The 25,261-nt window shown below is 68.7% G+C and carries 22 protein-coding genes and 1 tRNA gene; 6 read left to right on the forward strand and 17 right to left on the reverse strand.

Annotated elements, in window-relative coordinates; translation table 11 throughout:
• The 3 genes from NB3_RS35765 to NB3_RS32945 all read left to right on the forward strand — a co-directional run.
• The coding region (locus NB3_RS35765; RefSeq protein WP_371855958.1) for a replication initiator at positions 1-681 on the forward strand (681 nt) is incomplete at its 5' end.
• Positions 682-695: 14 nt separating this feature from the next.
• Positions 696-875, forward strand: a complete 180-nt coding sequence (locus NB3_RS35770; RefSeq protein ID WP_067811183.1) for an excisionase family DNA-binding protein — start codon at positions 696-698, stop codon at positions 873-875.
• Positions 875-2,116, forward strand: a complete 1,242-nt coding sequence (locus NB3_RS32945) for a tyrosine-type recombinase/integrase (protein ID WP_067811186.1) — start codon at positions 875-877, stop codon at positions 2,114-2,116. The genes NB3_RS35770 and NB3_RS32945 overlap by 1 nt, the downstream gene beginning before the upstream one ends.
• Positions 2,117-2,163: 47 nt before the next feature.
• On the opposite strand, the gene NB3_RS32950 is transcribed toward NB3_RS32945, so the two are convergent.
• The 5 genes from NB3_RS32950 to NB3_RS32970 all read right to left on the reverse strand — a co-directional run bounded on the left by NB3_RS32950 (position 2,164) and on the right by NB3_RS32970 (position 7,682).
• Positions 2,164-2,239, reverse strand: a tRNA-Thr gene (locus NB3_RS32950).
• A 63-nt stretch (positions 2,240-2,302) separates the two neighbouring features.
• Complete coding sequence (locus NB3_RS32955) at positions 2,303-3,508, reverse strand: DNA polymerase III subunit delta' (RefSeq protein WP_067811229.1); 1,206 nt, start codon at positions 3,506-3,508, stop codon at positions 2,303-2,305.
• Positions 3,509-3,715: 207 nt separating this feature from the next.
• On the reverse strand, positions 3,716-4,222 hold the full coding sequence (locus tag NB3_RS32960) for a mycothiol transferase (RefSeq protein ID WP_067811188.1): 507 nt from the start codon (positions 4,220-4,222) through the stop codon (positions 3,716-3,718).
• 31 nt (positions 4,223-4,253) lie between these two features.
• A complete protein-coding gene (topA, locus tag NB3_RS32965) occupies positions 4,254-7,100 on the reverse strand; it encodes a type I DNA topoisomerase (protein ID WP_244892180.1) in 2,847 nt (948 codons plus the stop codon).
• Positions 7,101-7,475: 375 nt separating this feature from the next.
• On the reverse strand, positions 7,476-7,682 hold the full coding sequence (locus tag NB3_RS32970) for a cold-shock protein (protein WP_011206895.1): 207 nt from the start codon (positions 7,680-7,682) through the stop codon (positions 7,476-7,478).
• 499 nt (positions 7,683-8,181) lie between these two features.
• On the opposite strand from NB3_RS32970, the gene NB3_RS32975 reads away from it, so the two are divergent.
• Entirely contained in the window at positions 8,182-10,503 is a 2,322-nt protein-coding gene (locus tag NB3_RS32975) for a DEAD/DEAH box helicase (protein WP_244892179.1), read from the forward strand.
• 289 nt (positions 10,504-10,792) lie between these two features.
• On the opposite strand, the gene NB3_RS32980 is transcribed toward NB3_RS32975, so the two are convergent.
• The 7 genes from NB3_RS32980 to ssd form a co-directional block, all read right to left on the reverse strand.
• Positions 10,793-11,122: an Rv3654c family TadE-like protein gene (locus tag NB3_RS32980; RefSeq protein WP_307696446.1), complete on the reverse strand. Its 330-nt coding sequence runs from the start codon at positions 11,120-11,122 to the stop codon at positions 10,793-10,795.
• Between the two features lie 41 nt (positions 11,123-11,163).
• Positions 11,164-11,478 (reverse strand): TadE family type IV pilus minor pilin, encoded by a 315-nt coding sequence (locus NB3_RS32985; RefSeq protein WP_067811195.1) that lies wholly within the window; start codon positions 11,476-11,478, stop codon positions 11,164-11,166.
• 38 nt (positions 11,479-11,516) lie between these two features.
• A complete protein-coding gene (locus NB3_RS32990; protein WP_067811233.1) occupies positions 11,517-11,717 on the reverse strand; it encodes a DUF4244 domain-containing protein in 201 nt (66 codons plus the stop codon).
• 576 nt (positions 11,718-12,293) lie between these two features.
• Complete coding sequence (locus tag NB3_RS33000) at positions 12,294-12,917, reverse strand: type II secretion system F family protein (RefSeq protein WP_157112148.1); 624 nt, start codon at positions 12,915-12,917, stop codon at positions 12,294-12,296.
• A 345-nt stretch (positions 12,918-13,262) separates the two neighbouring features.
• The gene (locus NB3_RS33005) at positions 13,263-14,057 is read right to left on the reverse strand and encodes a type II secretion system F family protein (RefSeq protein ID WP_067811204.1); all 795 of its coding nucleotides are present in this window, start codon (positions 14,055-14,057) and stop codon (positions 13,263-13,265) included.
• A complete protein-coding gene (locus tag NB3_RS33010) occupies positions 14,054-15,238 on the reverse strand; it encodes a TadA family conjugal transfer-associated ATPase (protein WP_067811207.1) in 1,185 nt (394 codons plus the stop codon). Before NB3_RS33010 ends, NB3_RS33005 begins: the two co-directional genes overlap by 4 nt.
• A 9-nt stretch (positions 15,239-15,247) precedes the next feature.
• Positions 15,248-16,357, reverse strand: coding sequence for a septum site-determining protein Ssd (gene ssd, locus NB3_RS33015; RefSeq protein ID WP_067811210.1), 1,110 nt, complete (start codon positions 16,355-16,357; stop codon positions 15,248-15,250).
• 601 nt (positions 16,358-16,958) lie between these two features.
• Between ssd and NB3_RS33020 the strand changes: the two genes are divergently transcribed.
• Entirely contained in the window at positions 16,959-17,768 is an 810-nt protein-coding gene (locus tag NB3_RS33020) for an HAD family hydrolase (protein ID WP_067811213.1), read from the forward strand.
• A 487-nt stretch (positions 17,769-18,255) separates the two neighbouring features.
• On the opposite strand, the gene NB3_RS33025 is transcribed toward NB3_RS33020, so the two are convergent.
• Genes NB3_RS33025 through NB3_RS33045 form a run of 5 tightly spaced genes read right to left on the reverse strand, consistent with a single transcriptional unit; the run spans position 18,256 to position 24,241 of the window.
• Positions 18,256-19,002 (reverse strand): Fic family protein, encoded by a 747-nt coding sequence (locus NB3_RS33025; RefSeq protein WP_067811216.1) that lies wholly within the window; start codon positions 19,000-19,002, stop codon positions 18,256-18,258.
• A 51-nt stretch (positions 19,003-19,053) separates the two neighbouring features.
• A complete protein-coding gene (locus NB3_RS33030) occupies positions 19,054-20,730 on the reverse strand; it encodes a dipeptide ABC transporter ATP-binding protein (protein WP_067811218.1) in 1,677 nt (558 codons plus the stop codon).
• Complete coding sequence (locus tag NB3_RS33035) at positions 20,727-21,677, reverse strand: ABC transporter permease (protein WP_067811221.1); 951 nt, start codon at positions 21,675-21,677, stop codon at positions 20,727-20,729. Before NB3_RS33035 ends, NB3_RS33030 begins: the two co-directional genes overlap by 4 nt.
• The gene (locus tag NB3_RS33040) at positions 21,670-22,596 is read right to left on the reverse strand and encodes an ABC transporter permease (RefSeq protein WP_067811224.1); all 927 of its coding nucleotides are present in this window, start codon (positions 22,594-22,596) and stop codon (positions 21,670-21,672) included. The genes NB3_RS33035 and NB3_RS33040 overlap by 8 nt, the downstream gene beginning before the upstream one ends.
• Before the next feature lie 55 nt (positions 22,597-22,651).
• Positions 22,652-24,241, reverse strand: a complete 1,590-nt coding sequence (locus NB3_RS33045) for a peptide ABC transporter substrate-binding protein (protein WP_067811227.1) — start codon at positions 24,239-24,241, stop codon at positions 22,652-22,654.
• A 389-nt stretch (positions 24,242-24,630) separates the two neighbouring features.
• Here NB3_RS33045 and NB3_RS33050 point away from each other — a divergent pair.
• The coding region (locus NB3_RS33050; protein WP_157112149.1) for an AMP-binding protein at positions 24,631-25,261 on the forward strand (631 nt) is incomplete at its 3' end.

Consider the following 25,261-nt stretch of genomic DNA (forward strand, 5'->3'; position numbering starts at 1 on the left):
ACCGGACAGGCGTTGACCGGCTGGGACGACGCGATGGACGTTCTCGATGCCGTGGACGACCTGGAACCGGCCTACACGGTGCGGTTCGGCGAACGCATGGACCCCGGCCACATGCGCGGCTACATCCCCGGCCAGAAGGCCGACCGGGCGATCGGGTACGTGACCAAGTACCTCACCAAGTCGATCAGCGAAGTCCTGGAGACGGACTCGACCCGGACCGCGATCCACTACGACCGGCTCCACGCGGAACTCCAGCACACCCCGTGCTCGCCGCGGTGCGCGGTGTGGCTGCGCTACGGCATCGTCCCCCAGGGCGCCAGCGACAAAACCATCCCCGGCCGCTGCAAGGGCAAGGCCCACCGCCGAGACACCCTCGGCCTGCCCGGCCGCCGGGTGCTGGTGTCGCGCCGCTGGTCGGGGAAGACGCTGCCGGACCACAAGGCCGATCGGGCGGAGTTCGTTCGGCAACTGCTGGCCTCGGTCGGCATCCACAAACCCGACACCAGTCACCTGATCATCCGGCCGGTCGAGCCCGGAGACCAATCGGCACCGCCGCGCGATCACCTGATCTTGGCCGCAATCGCCCAACGCACCAAATGGCGCGCGGAATACACCAACGCCCTGCTCGCGGCGGGGCCAGGGGCACAGCAAGAACATTCGGCAATTCAGCAAGCAGCGTGAGGGAGGAGACGACTGTGAGCGACACGTTCATGACGGTGCAGGAAGCCGCGGTGGTGTTGAAGGTGAGCCGGTACAGCATCTACCAGTTGATCTGGTCGGGTGAGGTGCAGTCGGTGACCATCGGCCGGTCCCGCCGGATTGTTCGGCAATCGTTCGATACCTACGTGTCCGATCTGATCGACCAGGCGGCGTGATGGCGGAGAAGAAGTCGCGTAAGCGCAACCCGAACGGCTCCGGCACGATCGGTGCCCGCAAAGACGGCCGCTACGAGCTGAAGTTGTTCGTGGATGCCCCGGACGGCACACGTAAGCGCGTCAGCGTGTACGGCGCCACGTGGGAGGAGGCCGACGCCGAACGTACCCGGCTGAAGGAATTGGCCCGCAGAGGCGTTCCCGTCGAGGTTACGACGATGACGGTTGCTCAGTACCTCCAGCACTGGCTTGAGACGGTGGCGAAGCCGGAGGTCCGTGTGACGACGTACACCACCTATGAGGCGCTGGTGAGGTTGTACATGGTGCCGGGGTTGGGCAAGAAGAAGCTGCGTGCGTTGCAGGCGCGCGATATCAGGGCGTGGCTGGCGAAGCTGCGCGAGCAGTGCCAGTGCTGCACACAGCGGAAGGATGCCGCGCGGGCGAAGAAGAATCGGGCGCGCTGCTGCGCGTTGGCCCCGGCCGAGTGCTGCCAGCAGTACCCGAGTACGGGAACGCTGCGGTCTCTGCTGCGCATTCTGCGAGCAGCGTTGCAAGCGGCTGTCGATGACGACGTGCTGGCTCGCAACGTTGCCCGTCAGGTCAAGATGCCGACAGGCCGTATCCGCAAGGAGAAGCCTTGGAGCATGGAGGAGGCGACGCGGTTCTTGAAGGTGGCCCGCAATCATCGGCTGTATCCGCTGTGGTCGGTGGGTCTAGCGATCGGCCTGCGCCGCGGTGAGGCTCTCGGCTTGCGATGGGATGACGTGAACTTGGTAGCGGGTCGGCTGGACATCCAGCGGGCGCTGTACCGGGTGGGCGGCACCCTGGAGTTGCACGATGTGAAGACCGAGAGTTCCGAAGCGACGGTTCCGCTGACTCCGAAGCTGGTCGAGATTCTTCGGCAACATCAGCGTGACCAGCTGAACGATCCGAACATCCCGGAGAGGAACAAGCTCGGGCTGGTTTTCACCACCACCCGCGGTACCCCGCTGGAGCCCCGGAACGTCAATCGGGCGTTTACGGCGCTGGTGAAGCAGGCGGGTGTTCGGCCGATCCGGCTGCATGATCTCCGCCACTCCTGTGCCACCCTGCTGTTCGCTCAGGGTGTGGATGTGGCGACGGTCCGGCGGATTCTGCGGCACAGCTCGATCACCGTGACCACGAGCACCTATCTGGAGGTCATCGAGCAGGTGCAGCGCGGCGCGATCGCGGGCATGGATGGATTGTTCGGAGATGGCGCCTGATGTCGTCAATTACTGTCGTCAGGCTGTCCCCGGATCGGGGATTTTGGTGGAGCCGCCTGGGGGAATCGAACCCCCGACCTTTTCATTACGAGTGAAGCGCTCTACCGACTGAGCTAAGGCGGCGTGCCTTTCGGCCAGGGCAGTCTATCGTCTCGCAAGCCTGATCGCGAAAACGGGTGGTCACGGTCACTGTGCGCGGGCCGCGATGAGGGCGGCGGCCATGGCGGCGAGGGCGAAACGCGGTTTGACGTTGAGGTCCAGTGCGGTGCGGCAGGCGAGGACGGCCTCGATGGACTTCAGCAGGCCCTCCGGGGGCATACGGTCGGCCAGGTCGTGGATCTCGTCGGTCAGGTCGGGGTGGGTGAGCGCGACGCCGGAGCCGAGCCGGGTGGCCCCGAACCGGACGGCGAGCGCGTCCCGGTAGACACCCGCGACGTCGATCAGCGCTCGATCGAGGGCGTCGCGGCCGGTGCGGGTCGCGCGGGACTTCTGCCGCCGTTCGAGGTCCTTGAGCACGCCCGCGGAACCGCGGGTGGCGCTCGCCGCGCCCTTGCCGGTGCCGCCGGCGCCCAGCGCGGTCGCGAGTTCGTCGCGCTCGCGTTCGTCGCGGGCCGCGCTCATCTGCTTGGCCTCGTCGTCGGCCGCGCGCACCAACTCGTCGGCGGCGGCGTAAGCCGCGCCGGGCTTCCCGATCGCCGTGACCAGAGCCAGAGCGCGCTGACGACGCGCGCGTGCTTCTTCGTCGGTGGCGAGCCTGCGGGCCCGGCCGACATGCCCGCCGCTGATCGACGCGGCCCAGGTGGCGGTCTTCTCGTCGAGGTTGTCACGTTCCCGCAGCACCCGCGCGATGGCGGCCACCGACGGCGTCACCAGGTGCACGTGCCTGCATCGGGAGCGCAGCGTGATGGAGATGTCCTCCGGGTCCACCGACGGCGCGCAGAGCAGGAACACCGTTCGGTCCGGCGGCTCCTCGACGACCTTGAGCAGCACATTGCCCGCCGCCTCGGTCAGGCGGTCGGCATCCTCGATGACCACCACCTGCCAGCGCCCCGTGCTGGGCCTGCGCGAGGCCACCTGCACGATCTCGCGCATCTCCCTGGTGCTGATGCTCAGCCCCTCCGGCACCACCCGGCGCACGTCGCCGTGCGTGCCCGCCATGGTCGTCGTGCAGGCATGACACCTGCCGCACCCCGGCGTCGCCTGGTCGGTGCACTGCAGGGCCGCCGCGAAACACAGCGCCGCAACGGATCTACCCGACCCGGGCGGACCGGTGAACAACCAGGAATGCGTCATCGCGCCCTCGACCACGCCCCCACGCGCCGCGACGGCGGCAGCCGTCAGCTCGGACTCGACCGCCTCCTGGCCGACCAACCGATCGAAGACTCCCGCCACGGCGTACACCCTAGCCGCCCCGACCGACACCTCCGGGGCCGCTTCGGAACCTCCATGCGAACGCCAGGCTCCGGGCACGCCCAGCTCGGCATCCGACGCCGGGCGGCCCGCCGCTGATCATCGAGATCGGCGGGCCTGCCGAAGACGCCGCGTCGCCACCGGTCAGGAATGCGACCACGTTCGCCCAGGCCAGGCGTAGACGCGGGACTAGGAAGCCCGCTGCCGCGTGCTGTTCGCCCCGTCCAACTCCTCACGAATGATGTCGGCGTGCCCGGAGTGATGCGCGATCTCCCGCAGGATGTGCAGCACCGTGTAGCGCACCGACTGCCAGATCCGCTCCGGAGTCCACGGCGTCGTCGGGGTGGGGATCGAGGTGTCGAGACTGTCCACCGAACGGATCAGCTCCGCCGTCGCCGCGGCGACCTCGTCCCAGGTGGCCAGCAGTCCGGCCACGGTCTCGTCCTCCGCCATGACGTATTCGGCGGCAAACTGCGAGACATCCAGCTCCGCGTTCTCGTCGCGCCGCACGATCACCGACGTCCAGTGCCGTTCGCAGCTGACCAGGTGGTGCAGCAATCCGCCCAAGGTCAGCTCGCTCACCGTGGTCCGCCGCCGCGCCTGCTCGTCATCGATGCCGCGCAGCGTGATCCGGAAAAGCTCGCGCTGGTCGGCGAGCATCGCGATCAGATCCTCGCGCTCCTGTTCGGTACTCATGGCGCTCAGGCTACGGCCACGAGCCGCGAACTCACGACTTCCCGACGCCGGTCTTCTTCGCCGCCGCCTTCTGCGCGGTGGTCTTCTTCGCTACCGTCTTGGTGGTGGTCGCCTTCTTGGCGGCGGTCTTCTTCGCCGCGGTCTTCTTGGCGGGCGCCTTCTTCGCCGCGGCCTTCTTCGCGGTCTTCTTCACCGGTCCGCGGGCCCGCCGGTCGGCGAGCAGTTCCATGGCCCGCTCCGGGGTGATCGATTCGATCTCGTCGCCCTTGCGCAGCGTCGCGTTGGTCTCGCCGTCGGTGACGTACGGGCCGAAGCGGCCGTCCTTGATCACCATCGGCTTGCCGGTGGCCGAGTCGTTGCCGAGTTCCCGCAGCGGAGCGGCGCTCGACGCCTGACGTCCACGGCGCTTCGGCTCGGAGTAGATCTTCAGCGCCTCTTCCAGCGTGACGGTGAAGATCTGATCCTCGGTGTTCAGCGAACGCGAGTCGGTGCCCTTCTTCAGGTACGGCCCGTAACGTCCGTTCTGCGCGGTGATCTCCTCGCCAGTGGCCGGGTCGGTACCGACCACGCGCGGCAGCGACAGCAACTTGAGCGCGTCGTCGAGCGTGACGGTGGACAGATCCATGGACTTGAACAGCGAACCGGTGCGCGGCTTGGGCGCCGCGGCCTTCTTCGCGGTCTTCTTGGCCGGCTCCTGTCCCTCCTCGGCGCGCGGCTCGGGCAGCACCTCGGTGACGTAGGGACCGAAACGTCCTTCCTTGGCGACGATCTCATGCCCCGACTCGGGATCGATGCCGAGCGAGCGACCTTCTTGCGGCGTCGCGAACAGTTTTTCGGCGACCTCGGGAGTCAGCTCGTCGGGCGGAAGATCGTCCGGGAGGTTGGCCCGCTGCGACACCGCATCGCCTTCGGGGTCATCGGGATCGGTGACCATCCGCTCCAGGTAGGGCCCGTACTTGCCGACGCGGACGACCACGTCGCGCCCGTCGGCATCGGTGAACAGCTTGATGGAGTTGATCTCGCGGGCGTCGATGTCGTCGAGCCGCTCCCCCACCATCTTCTTCAGACCGCCGGACCGCGCGACCGAGCCCTCGACGCCGTGCTCGCCGCCGAAATAGAAGCTGGACAACCAGTTTCCACGCTGCTCGCGTCCACCGGCGATGGCGTCGAGGTCGTCCTCCATGGCGGCGGTGAAGTCGAAATCGACCAGTCGGCCGAAATGTTCTTCGAGCAGGCCGATCACGGCGAACGCCACCCACGACGGCACCAGCGCGCTGCCGCGCTTGTAGACGTAGCCGCGGTCGAGGATCGTCTTGATGATCGACGAATACGTCGACGGGCGGCCGATGCCGAGCTCTTCGAGCGTCTTGATCAGCGACGCCTCGGTGTAGCGCGCCGGCGGATTCGTGCTGTGCCCATCGGGATTCAGCTCGACCGCGGTGACGGCCTGGCCCTCCTCCAGCGCGGGCAACCTGGACTCGGCGTCGTCGGACTGCCCGCCGGCCTCCTCGTCGACGCTCTCCACATAGGCCTTGAGGAAGCCGGGGAACGTGATGGTGCGGCCGGACGCGGAGAACACGCATTCCTCGCCGGTGCCCGCGACGCCGGTGATGCGCAACGTCAGCGTGGTGCCCCTGGCGTCGGCCATCTGCGAGGCGACCGTGCGCTGCCAGATGAGTTCGTAGAGGCGGAACTCGTCGTTGTCCAACCGCGCGTGCAGTTCGCCGGGCGTGGCGAAAGTGTCGCCCGCCGGGCGGATCGCCTCGTGCGCCTCCTGGGCGTTCTTCACCTTGCGGTTGTATTGCCGCGCGGTCGGGTGCACATACTCCGAGCCGTAGAGCTGGGTCGCCTGCGCGCGCGCCGCCGCGATGGCCGACTCCGACAGCGTCGTGGAGTCGGTACGCATATAGGTGATGTAGCCGTTCTCGTACAGACGCTGCGCGACCCGCATGGTCCGCTCGGAGGTGAAACGGAGTTTGCGGCCGGCCTCCTGCTGCAACGTGGAGGTCATGAACGGCGGATAGGGCTTGCGGGTGTACGGCTTGGCCTCCGCCGAGGAGACCACCAGGTCGGCGCCGTCCAGCGCCTCGGCCAGGCGCCGCGCGTAGCCCTCGTCCAGCACGACGACGCCGTTGGTGGCCTTGAGCCTGCCGTCCGAACCGAAATCACGTCCGGTGGCGACCCGCGCGCCGTTGACGGTGACCAGTCGCGCGCCGAAGGTTCTCGGGTTGGTGGCGTCGCTTCCCTCGCCGTTGCCCGCGTCCAGCTTGGCGGCGATGTCCCAGTACTCGGCCGAGCGGAACGACATCCGCTCGCGTTCGCGCTGCACGATCACCCTGGTGGCCACCGACTGCACGCGGCCCGCCGACAGGCGCGGCATGACCTTCTTCCACAGCACGGGACTGACCTCGTAGCCGTAGAGCCGGTCCAGGATGCGGCGGGTCTCCTGGGCGTCGACCAGATCGTTGTCGAGGTCGCGGGTGTCCGCGGCGGCGGCCTGGATTGCGGGCTCGGTGATCTCGTGGAACACCATCCGCCGGACCGGCACCTTGGGTTTGAGCGTTTCCAGCAGGTGCCAGGCGATCGCCTCGCCCTCCCGGTCGGGGTCGGTGGCCAGGTAGAGCTCGTCGGCGTCTTTCAGCAGACTCTTCAGCTCGGTGACCTTGGCCTTCTTGTCCGGGCTCACGACGTAGATGGGTTCGAAGTCGTTGTCGACGTCGACGCCGAGACGCGCCCAGGACTGGCCCTTGTACTTGGCCGGGACGTCGGCCGCACCGCGCGGCAGATCCCGGATATGGCCGACCGACGCCTCGACCGTGTAGTTACGACCGAGGTACGGCGCGATCTTGCGGGCCTTGGTCGGGGACTCGACGATCACGAGACGACGCAGGGGACGGCCCTGGTCGGCTGCACCGAGGTCTCGTGTTGCCACCGGCGAATACACCTTTCCTGATCGACCCGCGCTGCGTCGTTTCCCGCTGTGCGCGGCTGGGGTGAGCGGCTGCGACGGCTGAACGTCGCACCAGACACGTTTATACCGTGACGCCGCGTGTGGTCGAGTGCTTGCGACTCGAACCACCGAGCGTACGCCCGTGAGTTCGAATCAGTATGCCTTGCCGTTTCGCCACACCTGCGCCGCGGCATGCTCGGCGGACCCTTCCGCCGGCGCACACGGGCCGTGACTACCCCAGATATAGCTCGTCCCTCACCCCGTTGCCGGTGGTGAGGGACGAGCTGTGGATCCTTGCGCCGCTCAGCTGAGCGCACGCACTCCGGTGGCCTGCGGGCCCTTGGTGCCCTGGCCGACCTCGAACTCGACCTTCTGGTTCTCCTCGAGGGTGCGGAAACCCGAACCCTGGATCTCGGAGTAGTGGACGAAGACGTCAGCGGAGCCGTCCTCCGGCGCGATGAAGCCGAACCCCTTCTCCGCGTTGAACCACTTCACAGTTCCCTGTGCCATTCTGTTCCTTCTCTTTTCTTACCGGAACGGCGGACAACTGGGTTCGTCCACCGGGTCCGTTGTGACCGCTGTACTGTTGGTTCCCCCTGCAGGAAAGCACCAAGCACACCGTTCGCAACATCGATCCTGCTGACGGTTTGGACTTTGGATCCGTCCCTCGAACACAGAAGCTTGCGACCAGGAACCAGTGAACCATGTCTTCGGGCAATTCAACAGTCGAGTTACCGACAATTTGCAAAAAAGTTGATCTTGCGAATGCGCAGGTGAGGGACACAATGGCGGAATCCAGACTCGGGGTTCGTTTGCCTGGTGATAACCGAGTGGGCGTTCGGCAAACAAGCTGTGACCCAGGTCGCTATTTGGTATCGAAATGGCAGGTGACGGGTCCCGGACGCACACGTTTCACACTCGCCGAGCGTGTTGCGGGGTTCGCCGCGTGAATCCACGAGATTCAGCGCTGCGCGGGCGACCGGGAACCGAGCTCGGCTACGGGGCATCGTTGCTGAATCGTGTCCTGGCCGGGGGGCCGGAGGGCGATCCACGGCTGACGCACGTGGCCGAGTTGCCCGCACGCGCCGCCGAGCACTCCGACTGGCCCACCTGGGCTTCCGAGGAAGTGATCGCGGCATTGCGCGAGACCGGCGTCGAGGCGCCGTGGCGCCACCAGGTGGAGACCGCGGAGGAAGCGTTCCACGGGCGGCACGTCGTCGTGAGCACCGGGACCGCCTCCGGCAAATCGCTGGGCTACCAGCTGCCGGTGCTCACCACGCTGCAAGCCGATCCGAAGGCCACCGCGTTATATCTGTCGCCGACGAAGGCGCTCGGCGCCGATCAGCTTCGCGCGGTCGGCGCGCTCACCCACGAAGGCCCGCTGCGCGACGTGCATCCGGCGACTTACGACGGCGATACGCCCGCCGAGATCCGGCAGTGGGTACGCGCCAACGCGCGCTGGATTTTCACCAATCCGGACATGCTGCACCTGGGCATACTCCGGTCGCACCAGCGCTGGGCCCGGGTGCTGCGCAGGCTGCGTTATGTGGTGGTGGACGAATGCCACGCCTATCGCGGTGTGTTCGGCTCGCACGTCGCGCTGGTGCTGCGCAGGCTGCGGCGGATCGCGGCGCGATACGGCGCCGACCCGGTGTTCGTGCTCTGCTCGGCGACCTCCGCCGAACCGGCGGCGGCCGCGTCGCGCCTGATCGGCGCGCCATGCACCGCGGTCACCAGGGACGGTTCGCCGCAGGGGCCGCGGACGATCGCCCTCTGGGAGCCGCCGTTGCTCACCGCCATGACCGGTGAGAACGGCGCGCCGGTGCGCAGGCCCGCCACCGCTGAGGCGGCGCGGATCATGGCGGATCTGGTGGCCGAAGGGGCGCGGACCTTGACTTTCGTGCGCTCCCGCCGCGCCGCGGAGCTGACCGCGATGGAGACCAAACGGCTCTTGGACGAGGTCGATCCGGAGCTGGCCGTGCGGGTCGCGTCCTACCGGGCGGGCTATCTCGCGGAGGATCGGCGCGAGCTGGAAGCGGCCCTGTCGGACGGATCGCTGCTCGGCGCGGCGACCACCAGCGCGCTGGAACTCGGCGTCGATATCGCGGGACTGGATGCCGTGGTCATCTCCGGTTTTCCCGGAACGGTCGCGTCGTTCTGGCAGCAGGCCGGGCGCGCGGGACGACGCACGCAGGGGTCGCTGGTGCTGCTCGTGGCGCGAGACGATCCGTTGGACACCTACCTGGTTCACCACCCAGAAGCGCTGCTCGGCAAGCCCGTCGAGGCCACCATCACCGATCCGCGCAATCCCTACGTGCTCGGTCCGCAACTGCTGTGCGCCGCACTGGAGCTGCCGCTCACCGACGCCGAGGTGGATGAGCTCGGCGCCCGCGAAGTGCTGGCGCAGCTGACCGTGAAAGGGCTGATCAGACGCCGTGGAGCGGGAGACGGCGCACGCTGGTACGTGACCGCGGAGACGCAGCCGCACGACGCGGTGGACGTCCGAGGTGGGATCGGCGCACCGGTGGCCATCGTGGACGGCGAGACCGGCAGGCTGCTCGGCACCGCCGATGCGGGGCGCGCCGGGGCGACGCTGCACCCGGGCGCCGTGCACCTGCACCAAGGCGAGACCTACGTGGTCGACGAGCTGGATCTCGACGACGGCGTGGCCTTCGTGCACGCCGCCGAGCCCGGCTGGACCACCAGCGCGCGCCAGGTGACCTCGATCGTCATCGACGCGGTCACCGAGCGCCGTGCCCACGGTCACGTGACGGCCGGCTTGGCGCGGGTACGGGTCACCAGCCAGGTGATCGGCTATCTGCGCACGCTGATCACCGGCGAAGTGCTCGACCTGGTCGAACTCGACCTGCCGCCGCAGACGCTGCCGACCAGGGCGGTCATGTACACGGTGACGCCGGAACTACTGGCGTCGGCGGGGATCGAACCGCAGGATGTCCCCGGAGCGCTGCACGCTGCCGAGCACGCGGCGATCGGCCTGTTGCCCCTGGTGGCGACCTGCGACCGGTGGGACATCGGCGGCGTGTCCACCGCCGAACATCCGGACACCGGCCTGCCCACCGTCTTCGTCTACGACGGCCAAGCCGGCGGAGCGGGATTCGCCGAGCGCGGCTTCGCCCAACTGCGGCGGTGGCTTACGGCGACCCTGTCGGCCATCGAGTCGTGCGGCTGCGCGGCGGGCTGCCCGTCCTGCGTCCAATCACCCAAATGCGGCAACGGGAACCACCCGCTGGACAAGGCGGCGGCGGCACGCCTGCTCACCGCCGTGCTCACCGAACTGTCGGCCGGTGCGGACGCTCCGCTCGATTCGTGACGACGCAGAATCGGACATGTGACCAATTGTCGACCTTGCCAGCGCGCACGCTGGGAAGGCTGGGAGACCTCCCAGTGGAATGACACCACTTCACCCCTGGCGAATAAAGAGGAAAAAATTCATGTTAACTAGACTATTGCCACCAGGCCGATTGCGGACATGCGCATTCATTCGTTTTCCATATCCTGACCCATGCGCGTAATTCCCGGAGGCCGCCGATAAACCGGCGGGTTAATATCCGATTTCCGCTACTGGAAGCGACGCGGAGCCTACCGTGTATCGAACTCCTTCACTCTTCAACCGGTCCGGCTCGCGCGCTCGCCCGAACGATCCGATCGCCATACAGACCTATTGGTACATTCCTTTCCACAGCCACGGTGGCGTCCCACTGCGCCGCCTCGCAAACACGGATTCGCGCGCCCATCCGCCGCGCCACCTGATCCGCCTCACCACATGCGGCTTCGACGCCATCGACCAAGGCGCCCGCCGCGGTCAGCGCCGCCAGATCGGCGGCCGCCTGCGCCCGGTGCCGCGCCACCACAACGGCGCCCACCTGCGCGATCAAGAGCGTCACCCCGATCAGAGCCACCAGCGCCGAGCAGGCGAACACGGTGGCCAACCCCTGCTCGTCGCGACGCAACGCGGAGAACGCCCGCCCCCTCATTCGGCGACACCTGGCTCGAGGGTCGCGACCGCCTCCGCGCGCAAGGTGAGCAGCGGCAGCATCGGGGTTCGCGCGGAAACCACGGCTATCGCACGGGTGCCTTCGGTGCGCAGTGCGATGTCGGCCGAGGGCGGGGCGATGCGCTCGGCCGCTTGACGGGCGTTGGTGTGATCGCCCCGCGCGGTCAGGCGGGCGGCCTCGCGGGCGGCGTCGACACAGCGGACCTGTGTCGACGCCGCCAGCAGAGCCCCGAGACAGAGCACTACGGTGGCGAGGACCGAGGCCAACGCGAGCGCGGCCTCGATCGTCACCCCTCCCCGATCGTCCCCGAGCCTCGGTGCGGCGACGGCTACACCGAGGTGTTCAGCGCCCGATCGATGATCTTCGTCAGCGCGTTGACGATGCTGTCGCCCGTCACCACCCCGTACAACACGGCGCCGAACGCCGCCGCCGCGATCGTGCCGATCGCGTACTCCGCCGTGCTCATGCCGTCCTCCGCGACCATCGCCCGCAGCACTCGCGCACGCAGGCTCATATATACAGCCCGCATCTTGCCGCTCACGGACTTCGCGACCCCCTGGATACGCACCCGATTCCTCCTTTCCGGCCCGTGCGGCGGATCCGCACGAGCACGCTTCCTCCGACGCAGTACGCGGCGTGGCCGCCCGAGCACGGTCTCGATCGCTTCGGTGCGCAGCCGACCGCAAGCGCGTGCCGATCGGCGACAGCGCCGGGTTGCCTGAGAACCCTTGACCCGGCTCAGCACGCCGGGCGGCCGTCGAAGAGCCGAGCGTTCGACACACTGCCGAGCCGACGGACGGTAGACAGACCGACCGTGGTCTCCCTGCCCGATGTCGACAGCGATGGTGCGGGATCGCACGGCCGTGCCCCACGGTCATGAACAACGTGGGCGCGCCCGTGCGCACTTCTCCCGATGTGGTTCGAAGTCTCGCCACGCGCGCGTTGATCCACGGAATCAGCCGGTGCTCCTGGAACACGATCACCTTCGACCCCGGCACCTCGAACGATCCGCGGGGTCGCCCGACCGCCAGCCGCCGAACCTGTGGGATAGGCCCGCGCGAACGCTGCCACACCATGGGCGGCACGGTCGCAGCCTGAGGCGCAGCTACAGGAGCCCACCCTCGAGAACCTGGCCCGCCAAGCCGATCACCACCGGCACTATGCCGAGGCAGACGAAGGCCGGGAGGAAACACAGACCAAGAGGGCCGCCGATGAGAACGCCCGCACGCTCCGCCTTCGCGGCGGCGATGTCTTCCACCGCGGCTCTGCGCTGCTCGGCCAGCTCGGTCACCGCTGCCGCCAGCGACGACCCGGACCGCGCCGAACGACGCGCCATCCGGGCCAGCGACTCGATCTCCTGGGCCCCGGGACGCCCGCCCGCGTCGCGTGCCACCTGCTGCCAGGCCATGGCCGCATCGGCACCCAACGCGAGCAGGTCCGCTGCCCGCCGCAGTGCTTCGCCGAGCGGTTCCGGTGCCTCCGGGGCCACGGCGCGCGCCGCCGCTGCCATGGGAAGCCCGGCGCGCAGGCAGGCGGCCAGCAGATCGAGAACCGAAGCCACAGCCAGCGGATCGGCCTGCTGACTCGCTCGGCGCGGCACCTCGGCCGGTGCGTGGTACGTCCGGCCGATGGCATGCAACCGCCTGCTCGCGGCCACCCGTCCCGGTATCGCGACGAGTGCGGCTGCTACCAGCAGCAAAGGCAGTGCCGCCCCAGAAGTGAACGCCATCATCAGCCTTCCTCAGCGATCCTGTTGTGCGACGACCGCGCCTCTCCGTCCGGCCACGCGACGGCATATCGCGTGTCCCCGGCACTCCTGCGCCTGCACGTGCCGGGCTTCCCATCGCAATGGCAGCGCGACCACCCAAGCATGGACCAATGAGGTGGGCCAGCATTCGCCGCAGCCCAAGGGCCTCCACCGGTCGGTGACTTCGCTGAACCGCACCACCTGCGGCCACGGCAGACGCAATCCCTGGAACCGGCGTGCCTGAAAGCCGTTCTGCCTCGCCGACCGAAACCGGCCCCGTGTGCGGAAACCGCTCCGACCGTCCTCGGCCGACTATCGAAAACAACCTCATAGCAACACCTTTCGAGTGATGGCATCGGTCCAAAGCAAGCCCGCGCAAGCCAGGCCCGCGCCGAGCGGCAACAGCACCGTCCCTGCGGACGAGGCGAACAGAACGTGCAGCGGCGCGGCGCCCATCATGTGGCCGAGGGCGATGCCCAGCAGTGGCAAGCCCGCCAGCACCGCCGCGGTGGCCCGTGCGCCGGCCAGCGCGGCGGTGGTGCGGCCATGGAATCGGATGCGCCCGGCGAGATCCGTTCGCGCCGCCGACAGCAGCTCGGCCAGTGCCAAGCCGTGCTGCTCGGCCACCTGCCACGCCCCGGCGACTCGGGAAAGTTCCACGGCGACCGGCGAATCCGGCCGGCGCAGACCCTCCGCCGCCGAGCCACCGAGCCGGCTGCGGGCGGCGCCGACGGTGAACGCGCGGGCCGACTCGCCCCATCCCTCACGAGCGGCGGCCTCGGCGGCGGCACTCGGATGCGCCCCTACCCGCAATTCCGCGATCACCGCCTCCAAGGCATCGAGCAGGTGTCCTTGCTCGGCCTTCCTGCGCCGGTCGCCTGCCGCCCGGCGCGTTCGCAGTTCGGCCGTTCCGGCGATCAGTCCGGCCGCGAGAAAAGGACCTGCGCCGAAGACGATCAGGACAGTCACAACGCCCGCGCCGGCACAAACGCGAAGAATCGTGCCATTGCCCGGCATTCGATACTCGGCTCGCGCGGTGAACAACTGTCCGAACCGCCGGTACGACCGCGGCGCGGGGACCAGGACCAGCGCCAGCGCGAGGCACATCACCGCGCCGCTCACCGGTCCAGCCGCTCGGCGAGCAGGGCGGACAGATCCGCGGCGGCGGGGGCCGCGCCGGCGGCATGCCAGGCGGGCGTGATCCGCACGCGCCCATCGCCGGTGCGGTGCACGAGGCCGACCTCGCGCAGCCCGCGCGAGCCGTCGGATCGGCGGTGCACGTGCACGACGACCTGCACCGCCGCGGCGAGTTGACTGTGCAGTGCCGCTCGATCCATGCCGCCCAGAGCGGCGAGAGCTTCCAGCCGGGCGGGGACTTCTCGGGGCGAGTTGGCATGCACGGTGCCCGCCCCGCCGTCGTGGCCGGTGTTCAACGCGGTCAGCAGGTCGACCACTTCGGCGCCCCTGACCTCGCCGACCACGATCCGGTCCGGTCGCATGCGCAGCGCTTGCCGGACCAAGTCGCGCACGGTGACCTCGCCGACGCCCTCGACGTTCGCCGTCCTGGCCACCAGCCGGACCACGTGCGGATGCGGTGGCGCGAGTTCCGCCGCGTCCTCGACGCAGACGATCCGCTCGGACCGGTCCACCGTAGCGAGCAGGCCGGACAGCAACGTCGTCTTCCCCGCACCCGTGCCGCCGACGACGAGGAACGCCAGCCTCGCCCGGACTATCCGTTCCAGCAGGAGTTTCGCGTCGGCGGGCACCGAGCCCGCCGCGGCGAGCGCGTCGAGCCCCTGGGTGGCCGGCCGGAGTACGCGCAGCGACAGGCAGGTGCCGCCATGCGCGACGGGCGCGAGGACCGCGTGCAGGCGGACGCCGAACGAATCACCCGATGTCGCACCGGTTCCGGTCAGCCTGCCGTCCACCCACGGTTGCGCGTCGTCGAGTCGCCGCCCCGCCGACAGGGCCAGGCGCTGCGCCAGCCGCCGGACCGCAGCCTCGTCGGAGAAGGTGATCGAGGTCTTCTCGAGGCCGTGCCCGCGATCGATCCACACCGCGTCCGGGCCCGTCACCAGGACGTCGGCGACATGGGGATCGTGCAGCAGCGGTTCGAGTACGCCCGCGCCGGTGAGTTCGGTCTGCAACAGCCGCAGGGCGCGCAGCAGGTCGGTGTCGCCGAGCACTCCGCCCGCTTCGGCGCGGATCGCGGCGGCGACCTGCGCCGGATCCGGGTCGCCGGTCTCACCCGCCAGGCGCTCCCGCACCCGGTCCAGCAGCTCGCTGGTCAGTATCGCGCTCATCTCCCCTCCTCAACGCCGTTGGCCCGGTGGTGCGCTCAATACGCCGAGCACCGCGTCGGCGGCCTCACGCAGCGGCCCACGGCGGCTCACCGACATCCCGCCGCGCTCCAACCGGTGCGCGAGGCCGGGCTGGGCGCGGACGGCGGCGAGCAGCGGGAGATCGAGCACATCGGCGACCTCGGCTCCGCGCAGGCCGCCGGGCGCAGGGCCGCGAACGATCAGACCCTGGTTCGGGTTTCGCCGCGCGATATGAGCGGACACCGCTTCGGCTGCGGCGACCGCGCGCAGCCGTGCTGGTACGACCAGCACCACGAGGTCCGCCGAGTCGAGCATCTGGTCGGCATGCGGCCCGCGCTCACCGGAAATATCGCAAACTATGAAATCGCCTGCGGCGCGGCCTGCTTCGATGACAGCGCGGACCGCGGGCGCGCCGAGCTCCCGTGGCAATCGGCCCGCACCGCAGCGCCCGCAGGACAGCACGGCGAGTCCACGCGCCACAGCGGGCAGGGCGCCGTGCAGCGCGGTCGCGGACACGCGGCCGTCCTCCACCACCAGGTCTGGCCAGCGCAGGCCCGCCGCGTTCTCGATGCCGAGCAGCAGGTCGAGACCACCGGCGAAGGGTGCGCCATCGACCAGCAAGGTCTCGCGCCGGAACCCTTCCGCGGCGGCGCGCAACGCGACCGCGACGGCGAGAGTGGACGCTCCCGCCCCGCCGCCCGCGCCGACGACGGCGACCACCACGCCGTCGCCCGCACGCCGCTCGCCGTACTCGGCAAACATCTCGATAAGCCCCACCGCCGCGCCGGGCAGGGCGATAGCCCGCTCCGCGCCGACCGCGGCGGCGGCCTGCCAGTCGAGCAGATCTGGCTCACCATTGGTTACCACCACCACGCCCGCGCGGCGCAGATAGCCGGCGGCGGACGCCGCGCGCGCCGCCTCGGTGTCCAGGATCACCAGTGGAGCGCCTGTCCAGGCATGTCGGCCGACGGGTCGGGTCCGCTCGTCGAGCGGCCGTTCGGCGGCCGCCGCGATACGCCGGACTTCGTCGCGCAGGCGGTCGTCATCGATGAGCACGAGGGCCGGCGCGGGCCCGGTCGGCTCCGATACTTCGAGATTCATGCAGGTCAGCGTCGCTGAACGCGAAGAGGGAGAGAAGGGGCGAGCTGCCGAATGTGGACAACTCCGGGGTTGTGGACAACCGAGCCGACTCGGCGCCGTACCACACCGTCCCTGAAATAGAGGACGGCCCCAGCCGGGGGGGGAGGAGGCTGGGGCCGTCGGGTTCAGCCCCGGGGGGTCGGGCTGAACGCGCCTGGACCATGTCCAGGTGCCAGCAATACTACACCCAAGCCCCGGCCACAACGCAAGTCTGTCGACGGACATCTTTGTGGCCGTCGTGGCTTCGGCGTCTGCGGGGCAAACTTCGCCGCCGCGCCGACCGCAGCAGCGCCACCGCGCGCGACACCCGTGCCGACCGGCGGCGTCGCGGTCCGGCCGCCGCTTCCTTGTCGCTGATCGGAGAGCAGCGCGGCCACAGAAGAAGCGCGGCGGGTCGGTTCCGCCCGTTTTCATCTGGGCTCCGATGAAGCACCGCGCCGGACGTCCTCTCTCCGCGCGGGAGCCGGTCCACCGCCCGGGATCGACCGCGCCGTGGCGCCGGAGCCGCACCACGGCCTCCGCCCGGCCGGGCGGAGACCATACCGCCGCCTATCCTGGTCGAGTGGACAAGCCAGCCACTACCGGTGGACGCGTCGCGGCCTTCTTCGATCTCGACAAGACCGTGATCGCGAAATCCAGCACGTTCGTATTCAGCAAGCCGTTCTACGCGCAGGGACTGTTGAACCGCCGCGCCGTGCTGGAGAGCAGTTACGCCCACTTCCTGTTCCTGCTCTCCGGCGCAGACCACGACCAGATGGAACGGATGCGCGCCCACCTGACCAGCATGTGCGCGGGCTGGGACGTCGAGCAGGTGAAATCCATTGTCGCCGAGACACTGCACGAGCTGGTCGATCCGCTGATCTACGCCGAGGCGGCCGACCTGATCGCCGACCACAAGATCCGGGGGCACGACGTGGTGATCGTCTCGGCCTCCGGCGAGGAGATCGTCGGTCCGATCGCCGGAGCGCTCGGCGCTTCCCATACCGCCGCCACCCGGATGGTCGTGGCGGACGGAAAGTACACCGGCGAGGTCGAGTTCTACTGCTATGGCGAGGGCAAGGTCACCGCCATCGAGAAACTCGCCGCCAGCGAGGGGTACGACCTCTCCCGCTGCTACGCATACTCCGACTCGATCACCGACCTGCCGCTGCTCGGCGCGGTGGGGCACCCGACCGCGGTCAATCCGGACCGGAATCTGCGTCGCGAGGCCACCGTGCGCGGCTGGCCGATCCTGACCTTCTCCAACCCGGTGTCACTGTGGTCGCGCTTCCAGGCGCCGTCCTCGACGACGCTCGCGGCCACGGCCGCGGTCGGCTTGAGCGCCGTGCTCGCGGGGGCGATCAGCTACCGGATGCTGCGCCGCAGGCGCTGAGATCCGGACGCGGGAGCGCGAGGCGGAGGCGGGTCGCTAGATGCTTGCGGGGGCTTCGCCGACTTGGCAGACGGTGCGGCGAACCAGGGATTTAACCACGAAACGCCGACAAACACGCCGATTATTCAATGTTTTGCGACCCCTTGATGTGAGTGCAGTCACAGTGTAGAAAGGTAACTACGGAAGGGCGGAAGGCCAAGGCAGCACCGGAAGAGAAGGCACTGTCTCCCGACTGTTCTTCCCAGCACGGACACCAGGCACCCACGCGGAGCGCGCCGCGACAAGGGCAGAAGCGTTGTGGGCCTGCGAAATTCGGATAGTCGACGGCGAAGGCCTCGCACAGGTTGCGGGGATGAACCGGCCGATGTCCGGGTTGTCGCCGAGGCCGCAGAACACAACCCACCTAGCACGCTTGGTAACCGGGTAGTCCGTGCTAGCGGGCGGTGAGGTCGACAGACAACGCCGCCCGCTTTGACGTGTACGGGGGTTATCCCGCCGCCGAGTCGGCGATCGATGTGGCCTCGCGGGCGCCGTCCTCGAACGCTCCGCAGCAGAAGATCACCCAGCCGCCGACGGCCTCCGCGTCCCCGGTCCCGAACCCCGCGGCCGCATCGAGGTACGCCTGCCGCCTGCGCAACCAGAACACCTCCGGCACGCCGAGGCTGTGCGGGTCCAGCCCACTCGACACCGCGACCAGCCGGGAGGCCGCCCGCGCGACCACGCCGTCGGCCGTTCCGAACGGGCGCAACGCCAGTAGCTCGCCGTGTACCACGGCGGCGAGCACCGGCGCAGGCGCTCGCGAACCGACCACCGTCTGCGCCAGCAGATCCAGCCGTTGCGCGACACCCGCGTCGCCACGCGGCCTGCCCAGCGACTCCTCCTGCTCCACCAGATCGGCCGCGGCCAGCAGATGCAGCCGCGCCAACGCCTGCAACGGAGCACGTTCCCAAGTGCTCACCAGATTCCGCAGCGCGTCCCCGTCCAGAGCCTGCCCGACGCGCAGCGAACCGGCCAGGATCGGATCCGCCACGCGGCCGTCGGCGGGGATGTCCGTGCTGCCGCCGTCGATGGCCGCCGAGGACCTGGCCGCGCGCACCGCGGCCTCGGCCGCCGTGGTCGGCCACCCACGCCGGTTCGCTTTGTGCCGGTGCACTTCGGCGAGCGCGTCGCGGGCCCGATCGGCCGCGTCCCTGACACCGGGGAGATCGACGAGAGGCTGCAGCGGATCGGTCACGGCATATGAGGCTACTTGCGCGCACGCGGACCGATCCGCGCGCCCGGCCCGCTATCCGGCCAGTAGATCGCGTCCCGGGATCGCGTCGAGCAGCTTGCGCGTGTATTCCTGCTCGGGATGGTCGAACACTTCGTCGGTCGTCGCCGCCTCGACCACCTTGCCGCGCCGCATGACGAGCACGTCGTCGGCGATCTGCCGCACCACGGCCAGATCGTGGGTGATGAACAGGTACGTCAGCCCGAGCTCGGCCTGCAGTTCGTTGAGCAGCCCGAGGATCTGGGCCTGCACCAGCACGTCGAGCGCGGACACCGCCTCGTCGCACACCACCACCTCGGGTCGCAGGGCGAGCGCCCGCGCGACGGCGACGCGCTGACGCTGCCCCCCGGACAACTCGCTGGGATAGCGCCGCAGCACACCGGCGGGCAGCGCGACCTTGTCGAGCAGTTCCCGCACCATCGCCTCGCGTTCCCTGGCAGTGCCGATCCGATGAGTGCGCAACGGCTCCTCGATCGTCCGGTAGATCGTGTACATCGGGTCGAGAGAGCCGTAGGGATCCTGGAAGATCGGCTGCACCCGCCGCCGGAACGCGAAGGCGCCCTTGCGGTCCATGGCGGTCACGTCCGTGCCGTCGAACGTGACCGTGCCCGAGGTGGGTGCGAGCAGTCCGAGCACCATCTGCGCCACCGTCGTCTTGCCCGAGCCGGATTCGCCGACGATCGCCGTGGTCGATCCGCGCCGCAGCCGGAACGACACGTCGTCCACCGCGACGAACTCGGTCGAGTTCCACGGCGCGCGATCGCGAATCCGGAACGTCTTCCGCAGGTGTTCGGCCACCAGCACGTCGTCCGCGAGTTCCGGCTCGGCCGCGGCCACCTGCACGGCCTGCTCGTGGACCTCGGCCCGGTGCCGGACCGCCGACCGCCGCTGCGCGGCCAGCGACGGCGCCGAACTCACCAGCCGCTTGGTGTACAGGTGCTGGGGATCGCGCAGAATCCGCAAGGCGGGCCCGGACTCGACGACCCGGCCGCGATACATCACCACCAGGTGTTCGGCCCGCTCGGCCGCCAGGCCCAAATCGTGGGTGATCAGCAGCACCGCGGTGCCGAGTTCGGCGGTGAGCCGTTCGAGATGGTCGAGAATCTGGCGCTGCACGGTCACATCGAGCGCCGAGGTCGGCTCGTCGGCGATGAGCAGCTTCGGCCGGCAGGACAGGCCGATCGCGATCAGTGCGCGCTGGCGCATGCCGCCGGAGAACTCGTGCGGATATTGGTTGACGCGGCGCTCGGCGTCGGGCATGCCCGCTTCCTCGAGCAACTCCACCGCTCGCCGCGCGGCGGCCTTTCCCTTCGCGATGCCGTTGGCCTCCAGCGTCTCGCGAATCTGGAACCCGATCTTCCACACCGGATTCAGGTTCGACATCGGGTCCTGCGGGACCAGGCCGATGCCGCTGCCACGGACCGCGACGATCTCTCGTTTCGAGGCCGCCGTGAGTTCCTTGCCGTCGAACCTGATCGAGCCGGAGGTGATCCGGCCCGTGCCGGGCAGCAAGTCCATGATCGCGTGCGCGGTGGTCGACTTCCCCGAGCCCGACTCGCCGACGATGGCCACGGTCTGTCCCGGATAGACCGACAGGCTCACATCCAGGACCGCGGGCGCCGGCTTGCCGTCGGCGGTGAAACTCACGTTCAGATCGGTGATCTCCAGCAGCGGCCGGTCGCCCTCGCTCATCGCTTCCTCGCCTTCGGATCGAGGGCGTCGCGCACGGCGTCACCCAGCATGATGAAGCTCAGCACGGTCAGCGCCAGCGCCGTCGCCGGATAGAACAGGATGGGTGAGGTGCGGATCTCCTTCTGCCCGGTGGCGATGTCCGCACCCCAGGACACCACGGTGCGCGGCAGACCGACGCCGAGATACGACAGCGTCGCCTCGGTGACGATGAAAACGCCCAGCCACAGCGTGGTCACCACGATCAGCGGCCCCGCCGCGTTGGGCAGCACGTGGCGCAGGAGCGTCCGCATTCGGGAGACGCCCAACGCTTTCGCCGCCGTGACATAGTCGCTGTTCTTCGCTTGGATCACCGCGCCGCGTGCGATCCGCGCCGCCTGCGGCCACGTGAACAAGGCGAGGATGACGATCACGCTCCAGATCGTGCGAGAGTCGAGCAGCTGCATGATCACGATCGCGGCCAGCATCAACGGAATCGCGTAGAAGATCTCCGCGATCCGGGAGACGATCGAGTCCAGCGGCCCGCCGTAGAAGCCGGCCAGTGCCCCGAGCGTGCCCCCGATCAGCACGAACAGCAGCGTCGCCCCGACTCCCGCGAGCACGGAAGCCCGCGCTCCGTAGATGGTGCGGGCGTAGATGTCGCACCCTTGCTTGTCGAAACCGAACGGGTGGCCCGCGCTGCGCGGGTCCATGCTGAAGTCGCCGTTGCAGTACCGGGGGTCCTGGTCGGTGAACAGTCCCGGCCAGATCACCACGATCAGCACGAAGGCGATCAGCACGGCCGCGACCACGAAGATCGGGTTGCGCCGCAGCTGCCGCCACGCGTCGCGCCAGATGCTCGACGGTGCTCCTGCGTCGAGCACGGCATCGGTGGCCAGCACCTCGACCTCGTCGGGCGGCGCGACGAAATGCTCCTGGCCGCGGCGCGGGCCCTCGGTCGGGTCAGGCATAGCGGATCCTCGGGTCGAGTGCGGCGTAGAGCAGGTCGACGATCAGGTTGGTGAGCAGGAAGATGACGATCAGCACCGTGACGAAGGAGACGACGGTCGGCGGCTCGCCCCTGGTGATGGCCTGGTAGAGCGTGCCGCCGACACCGGGGATGTTGAAGATGCCCTCGGTGACGATCGCGCCGCCCATCAGCGCGCCCAGGTCGGCGCCGATGAAGGTGACCACCGGAATCATCGAATTGCGCAGGATGTGCACGGTCACCACGCGTGGCCTGCCCAGGCCTTTGGCGGTCGCGGTGCGCACGTAGTCGGCGGACATGTTGTCCGCCACCGAGTTCCGAGTCAAACGCAGGACATAGGCGAACGACAGCGAGCCGAGCACGATCGCGGGCACCAGCAGTTCGCCGACCGTGGCCTTGCCCGAGACGGTCACAGGCGCGATCCCCCATTTCACGCCGAGCAGGAACTGTGCGAGGAAGCCGACCACGAAGACCGGTACCGCGATCACGACCAGGCTGATGACGAGCATCGCCGAGTCGAACAGCTTGCCCTTGCGCAGCCCTGCGATCAGCCCGAACAGCACGCCGAAGACCGACTCGATCAGCACCGCCATGAACGCGAGCTTCAGCGTGATCGGGAACGCGCGCGCGAGTTCGTCGCGCACCGGTCTACCGGAGAAGGCCGTGCCGAAGTCCAGCGTCACGATGCCCTTCAGATACAGCAGATATTGCACGAGGAACGGCTCGTCGAGGTGGTAGCGCGCCCGCAGTTGCGCCTCCACGGCCGGCGTCATCGGCTTGTCACCGGCCAGCGCGTGGATCGGATCGCCAGGGACGAGGAACACCAGCGCGTAGACGAGCAGGGTCGCACCGAGGAACACGGGGATCATCTGAAGCAGACGCCGCCCGACATACCAGGCCATTTCGCCTCCTGAACAGGACCGCCGAGCGTCTCACGGACGCCCGGCGGCCGGCGGGCTACTTCTCGATGTTCTCGAAGTCGAACAGACCGTTCCAGGCGAGTTCGGCCTTGCGCACCCGGTCGGAGCGGCCCGCGGCTGCCACGTAGTCGAACACCGGGATGTCGGCCAGATCCTTGATCAGCAGGGCCTGGGCCTGCGCGATGATCTTGTAGGACTCGTCCTGGCTCGGCGCGGCCAAGGCGGCGTCGAGCAGGCGGTCGAATTCCTGGCTCTTGTAGTCGACGTTGTTGGTGTCGCTGTAGCTGTAGTACTGCGAGGTGAGGAACTGCAGCATGGTCGGGTAATCACCCTGCCAGCCGTAGCGGAAGGCCTTGTTGATGGTGTGCGCGTTCACCTCGTCGCGGATGTTCTTGAACGTCGGGTACGGCACGCCGATGGCGTCGATGCCGAGGGTGTTCTTGACGCTGTTGGCCACCGCCTCCACCCAGGCCTGGTGGCCGCCGTCGGAGTTGTAGGCGATCTCGTAGCGGCCCGACCACGGCGAGATGGCGTCGGCCTGCGCCCAGACCTTCTTGGCCTCGTCGGGGTTGTACTTCAGCACCTCGGAGCCGGGCAGGTTCGGGTCGAAGCCGGGCAGCGTGCTCGCGGTGAAGTCGCGCGCCGGGATCCGGGTGCCGTGGAAGATGTTCTGCGCGATCTGTTCCCGGTTGATCGCCATGGAGATCGCCCTGCGCCGCAGCAGCCCTTCCTGGCCTGCGAAGTGCGCGACGTTGGACTGGATGCCGATGTGCTGGTTCTGGGCGGTTGGCTTGGTGATCGCCCGGTCGCCGAGATCTTGTTCATAGGAGGTGAGCGCGCTGTCGGGCACCGTGTCGAGCGCGTCGAGGTTGCCCGCCTGCAAGTCCGCGTAGGCGGTGTCGAAGGACTGGTACATCACGAACCGCAGCCCTTTGTTCTTCGCCGGGCGACCGCCGGGATAGTCCGGGTTGGGCACGAGGTCGATCTTGACGTTGTGCTCCCACGCACCGGTCCGGGCGAACTTGTAGGGCCCGTTGCCGATCGGGTTCTCCCCGAAGGCTTTCATGTCCTTGAACGCGGCCTCCGGCAACGGATAGAACGGCGCGTACCCGAGTTCGGTCTCGAAATCGATCGAAGGCGCCTTCAGCTCGATGGTGAAGGTCCGTTCGTCGATCACCTTCAGGCCCGACATCGTCTGTGCGGTCGGCTTTTCCGCGGACACCTCGTCGAAACCGACAATGGGACCGAACACATAGCTCTGCAACTGCGCGTTGGCGCCGAGCGCGCCGTAGTTCCAGGCGTCGACGAACGACTTCGCCGTCACCGGAGAGCCGTCGGTGAACTTCCAGCCGGGCTTGATGGTGACCCGATAGTTCTTCCGATCCGTCGTCTGGATCGACTCCGCCATCTCGTCGTGCGCCTTACCGTCGGCGTCGTAGTACTTCAAGCCCGAGAACAGCCGGTCGACCACGCGGCCGCCCATGTTCTCGTTGGTGTTGGTCGGCACCAACGGATTCTGCGGCTCACCGCCGTTGACGGTGACGATGTCGGCGTCGGCCCCGTCGCCTGAAGAACACGCGGACAGCCCGAGGGTCGTGGCCAGCACGACTGCCGCCGTCAGCGCCATCGCTCTGTGGAATCTCAACGCGTCCTCCCGGTGCGAGAAGGGGGGAGCCGATCGGCACCCGCGGAGGCCCGTCAGCGCGCGCCGACGCGATCCCCCTGTGTGGTTGGCAGAGTAACCACCGGCACGGGCACTGTCATCTGATTGATCGGAGTTCGTTGTACTTGTTACCGATCCGGCAACATTGCCGAAACACCCGAAGTTTCCTGCGGAAACGCCCACACGGCCGGAACATTGCCTTCGTCGAGGCGACCTCCCCGGGAGCGGGCACGGCGGCGTGACGCGGGCGAAACCCGATCGACACACCGCACGCGGCATGGGTCACAGTTGATTACTGTCGAACTCGGCTGCGTCGAATCGTGCGCTCAGGCTACGTGGAAAGAAGAGACGAGATGACTGAAACCAGCGCCGACCACCGGGACTCGTACCCGCCGACCGCGGAGTTCGCCGCCCAGGCGAACGCCGACGCCGGGCTCTACGAGCGGGCGGCGGCCGATCGCGACGCGTTCTGGGCCGAGCAGGCCGGACGGCTGCACTGGCACGAACCGTTCACCCAGGTGCTGGATTGGAGCGAGGCGCCGGTGGCGAAGTGGTTCGTCGGCGGCAAACTCAACGTCGCCTACAACTGCGTGGACCGCCACGTCCTGGACGGCCACGGCGACCAGGTCGCCATCCACTGGGAAGGCGAACCCGGCGACTCCCGCGCCATCACCTACCGCGAACTGCTCGACGAGGTCTCCCGCGCCGCCAACGCGCTCACCGACCTCGGCCTGGAGACCGGTGACCGGGTGGCGATCTACATGCCGATGGTGCCCGAAGCCATCGTCGCCATGCTCGCCTGCGCCCGCCTCGGCCTCACCCACTCCGTCGTCTTCGCCGGGTTCTCCCCCACCGCGCTGCGCCAACGCGTCGACGACGCCCGAGCCCGCCTGGTGATCACCACCGACGGCCAGTGGCGCCGCGGCAAACCCGCGCCCCTGAAGGAAGCCGTCGACGAAGCCCTCTACGCCCACGGCGACACCC

Source organism: Nocardia beijingensis NBRC 16342, assembly GCF_001612785.1.
GTDB lineage: Bacteria > Actinomycetota > Actinomycetes > Mycobacteriales > Mycobacteriaceae > Nocardia > Nocardia beijingensis.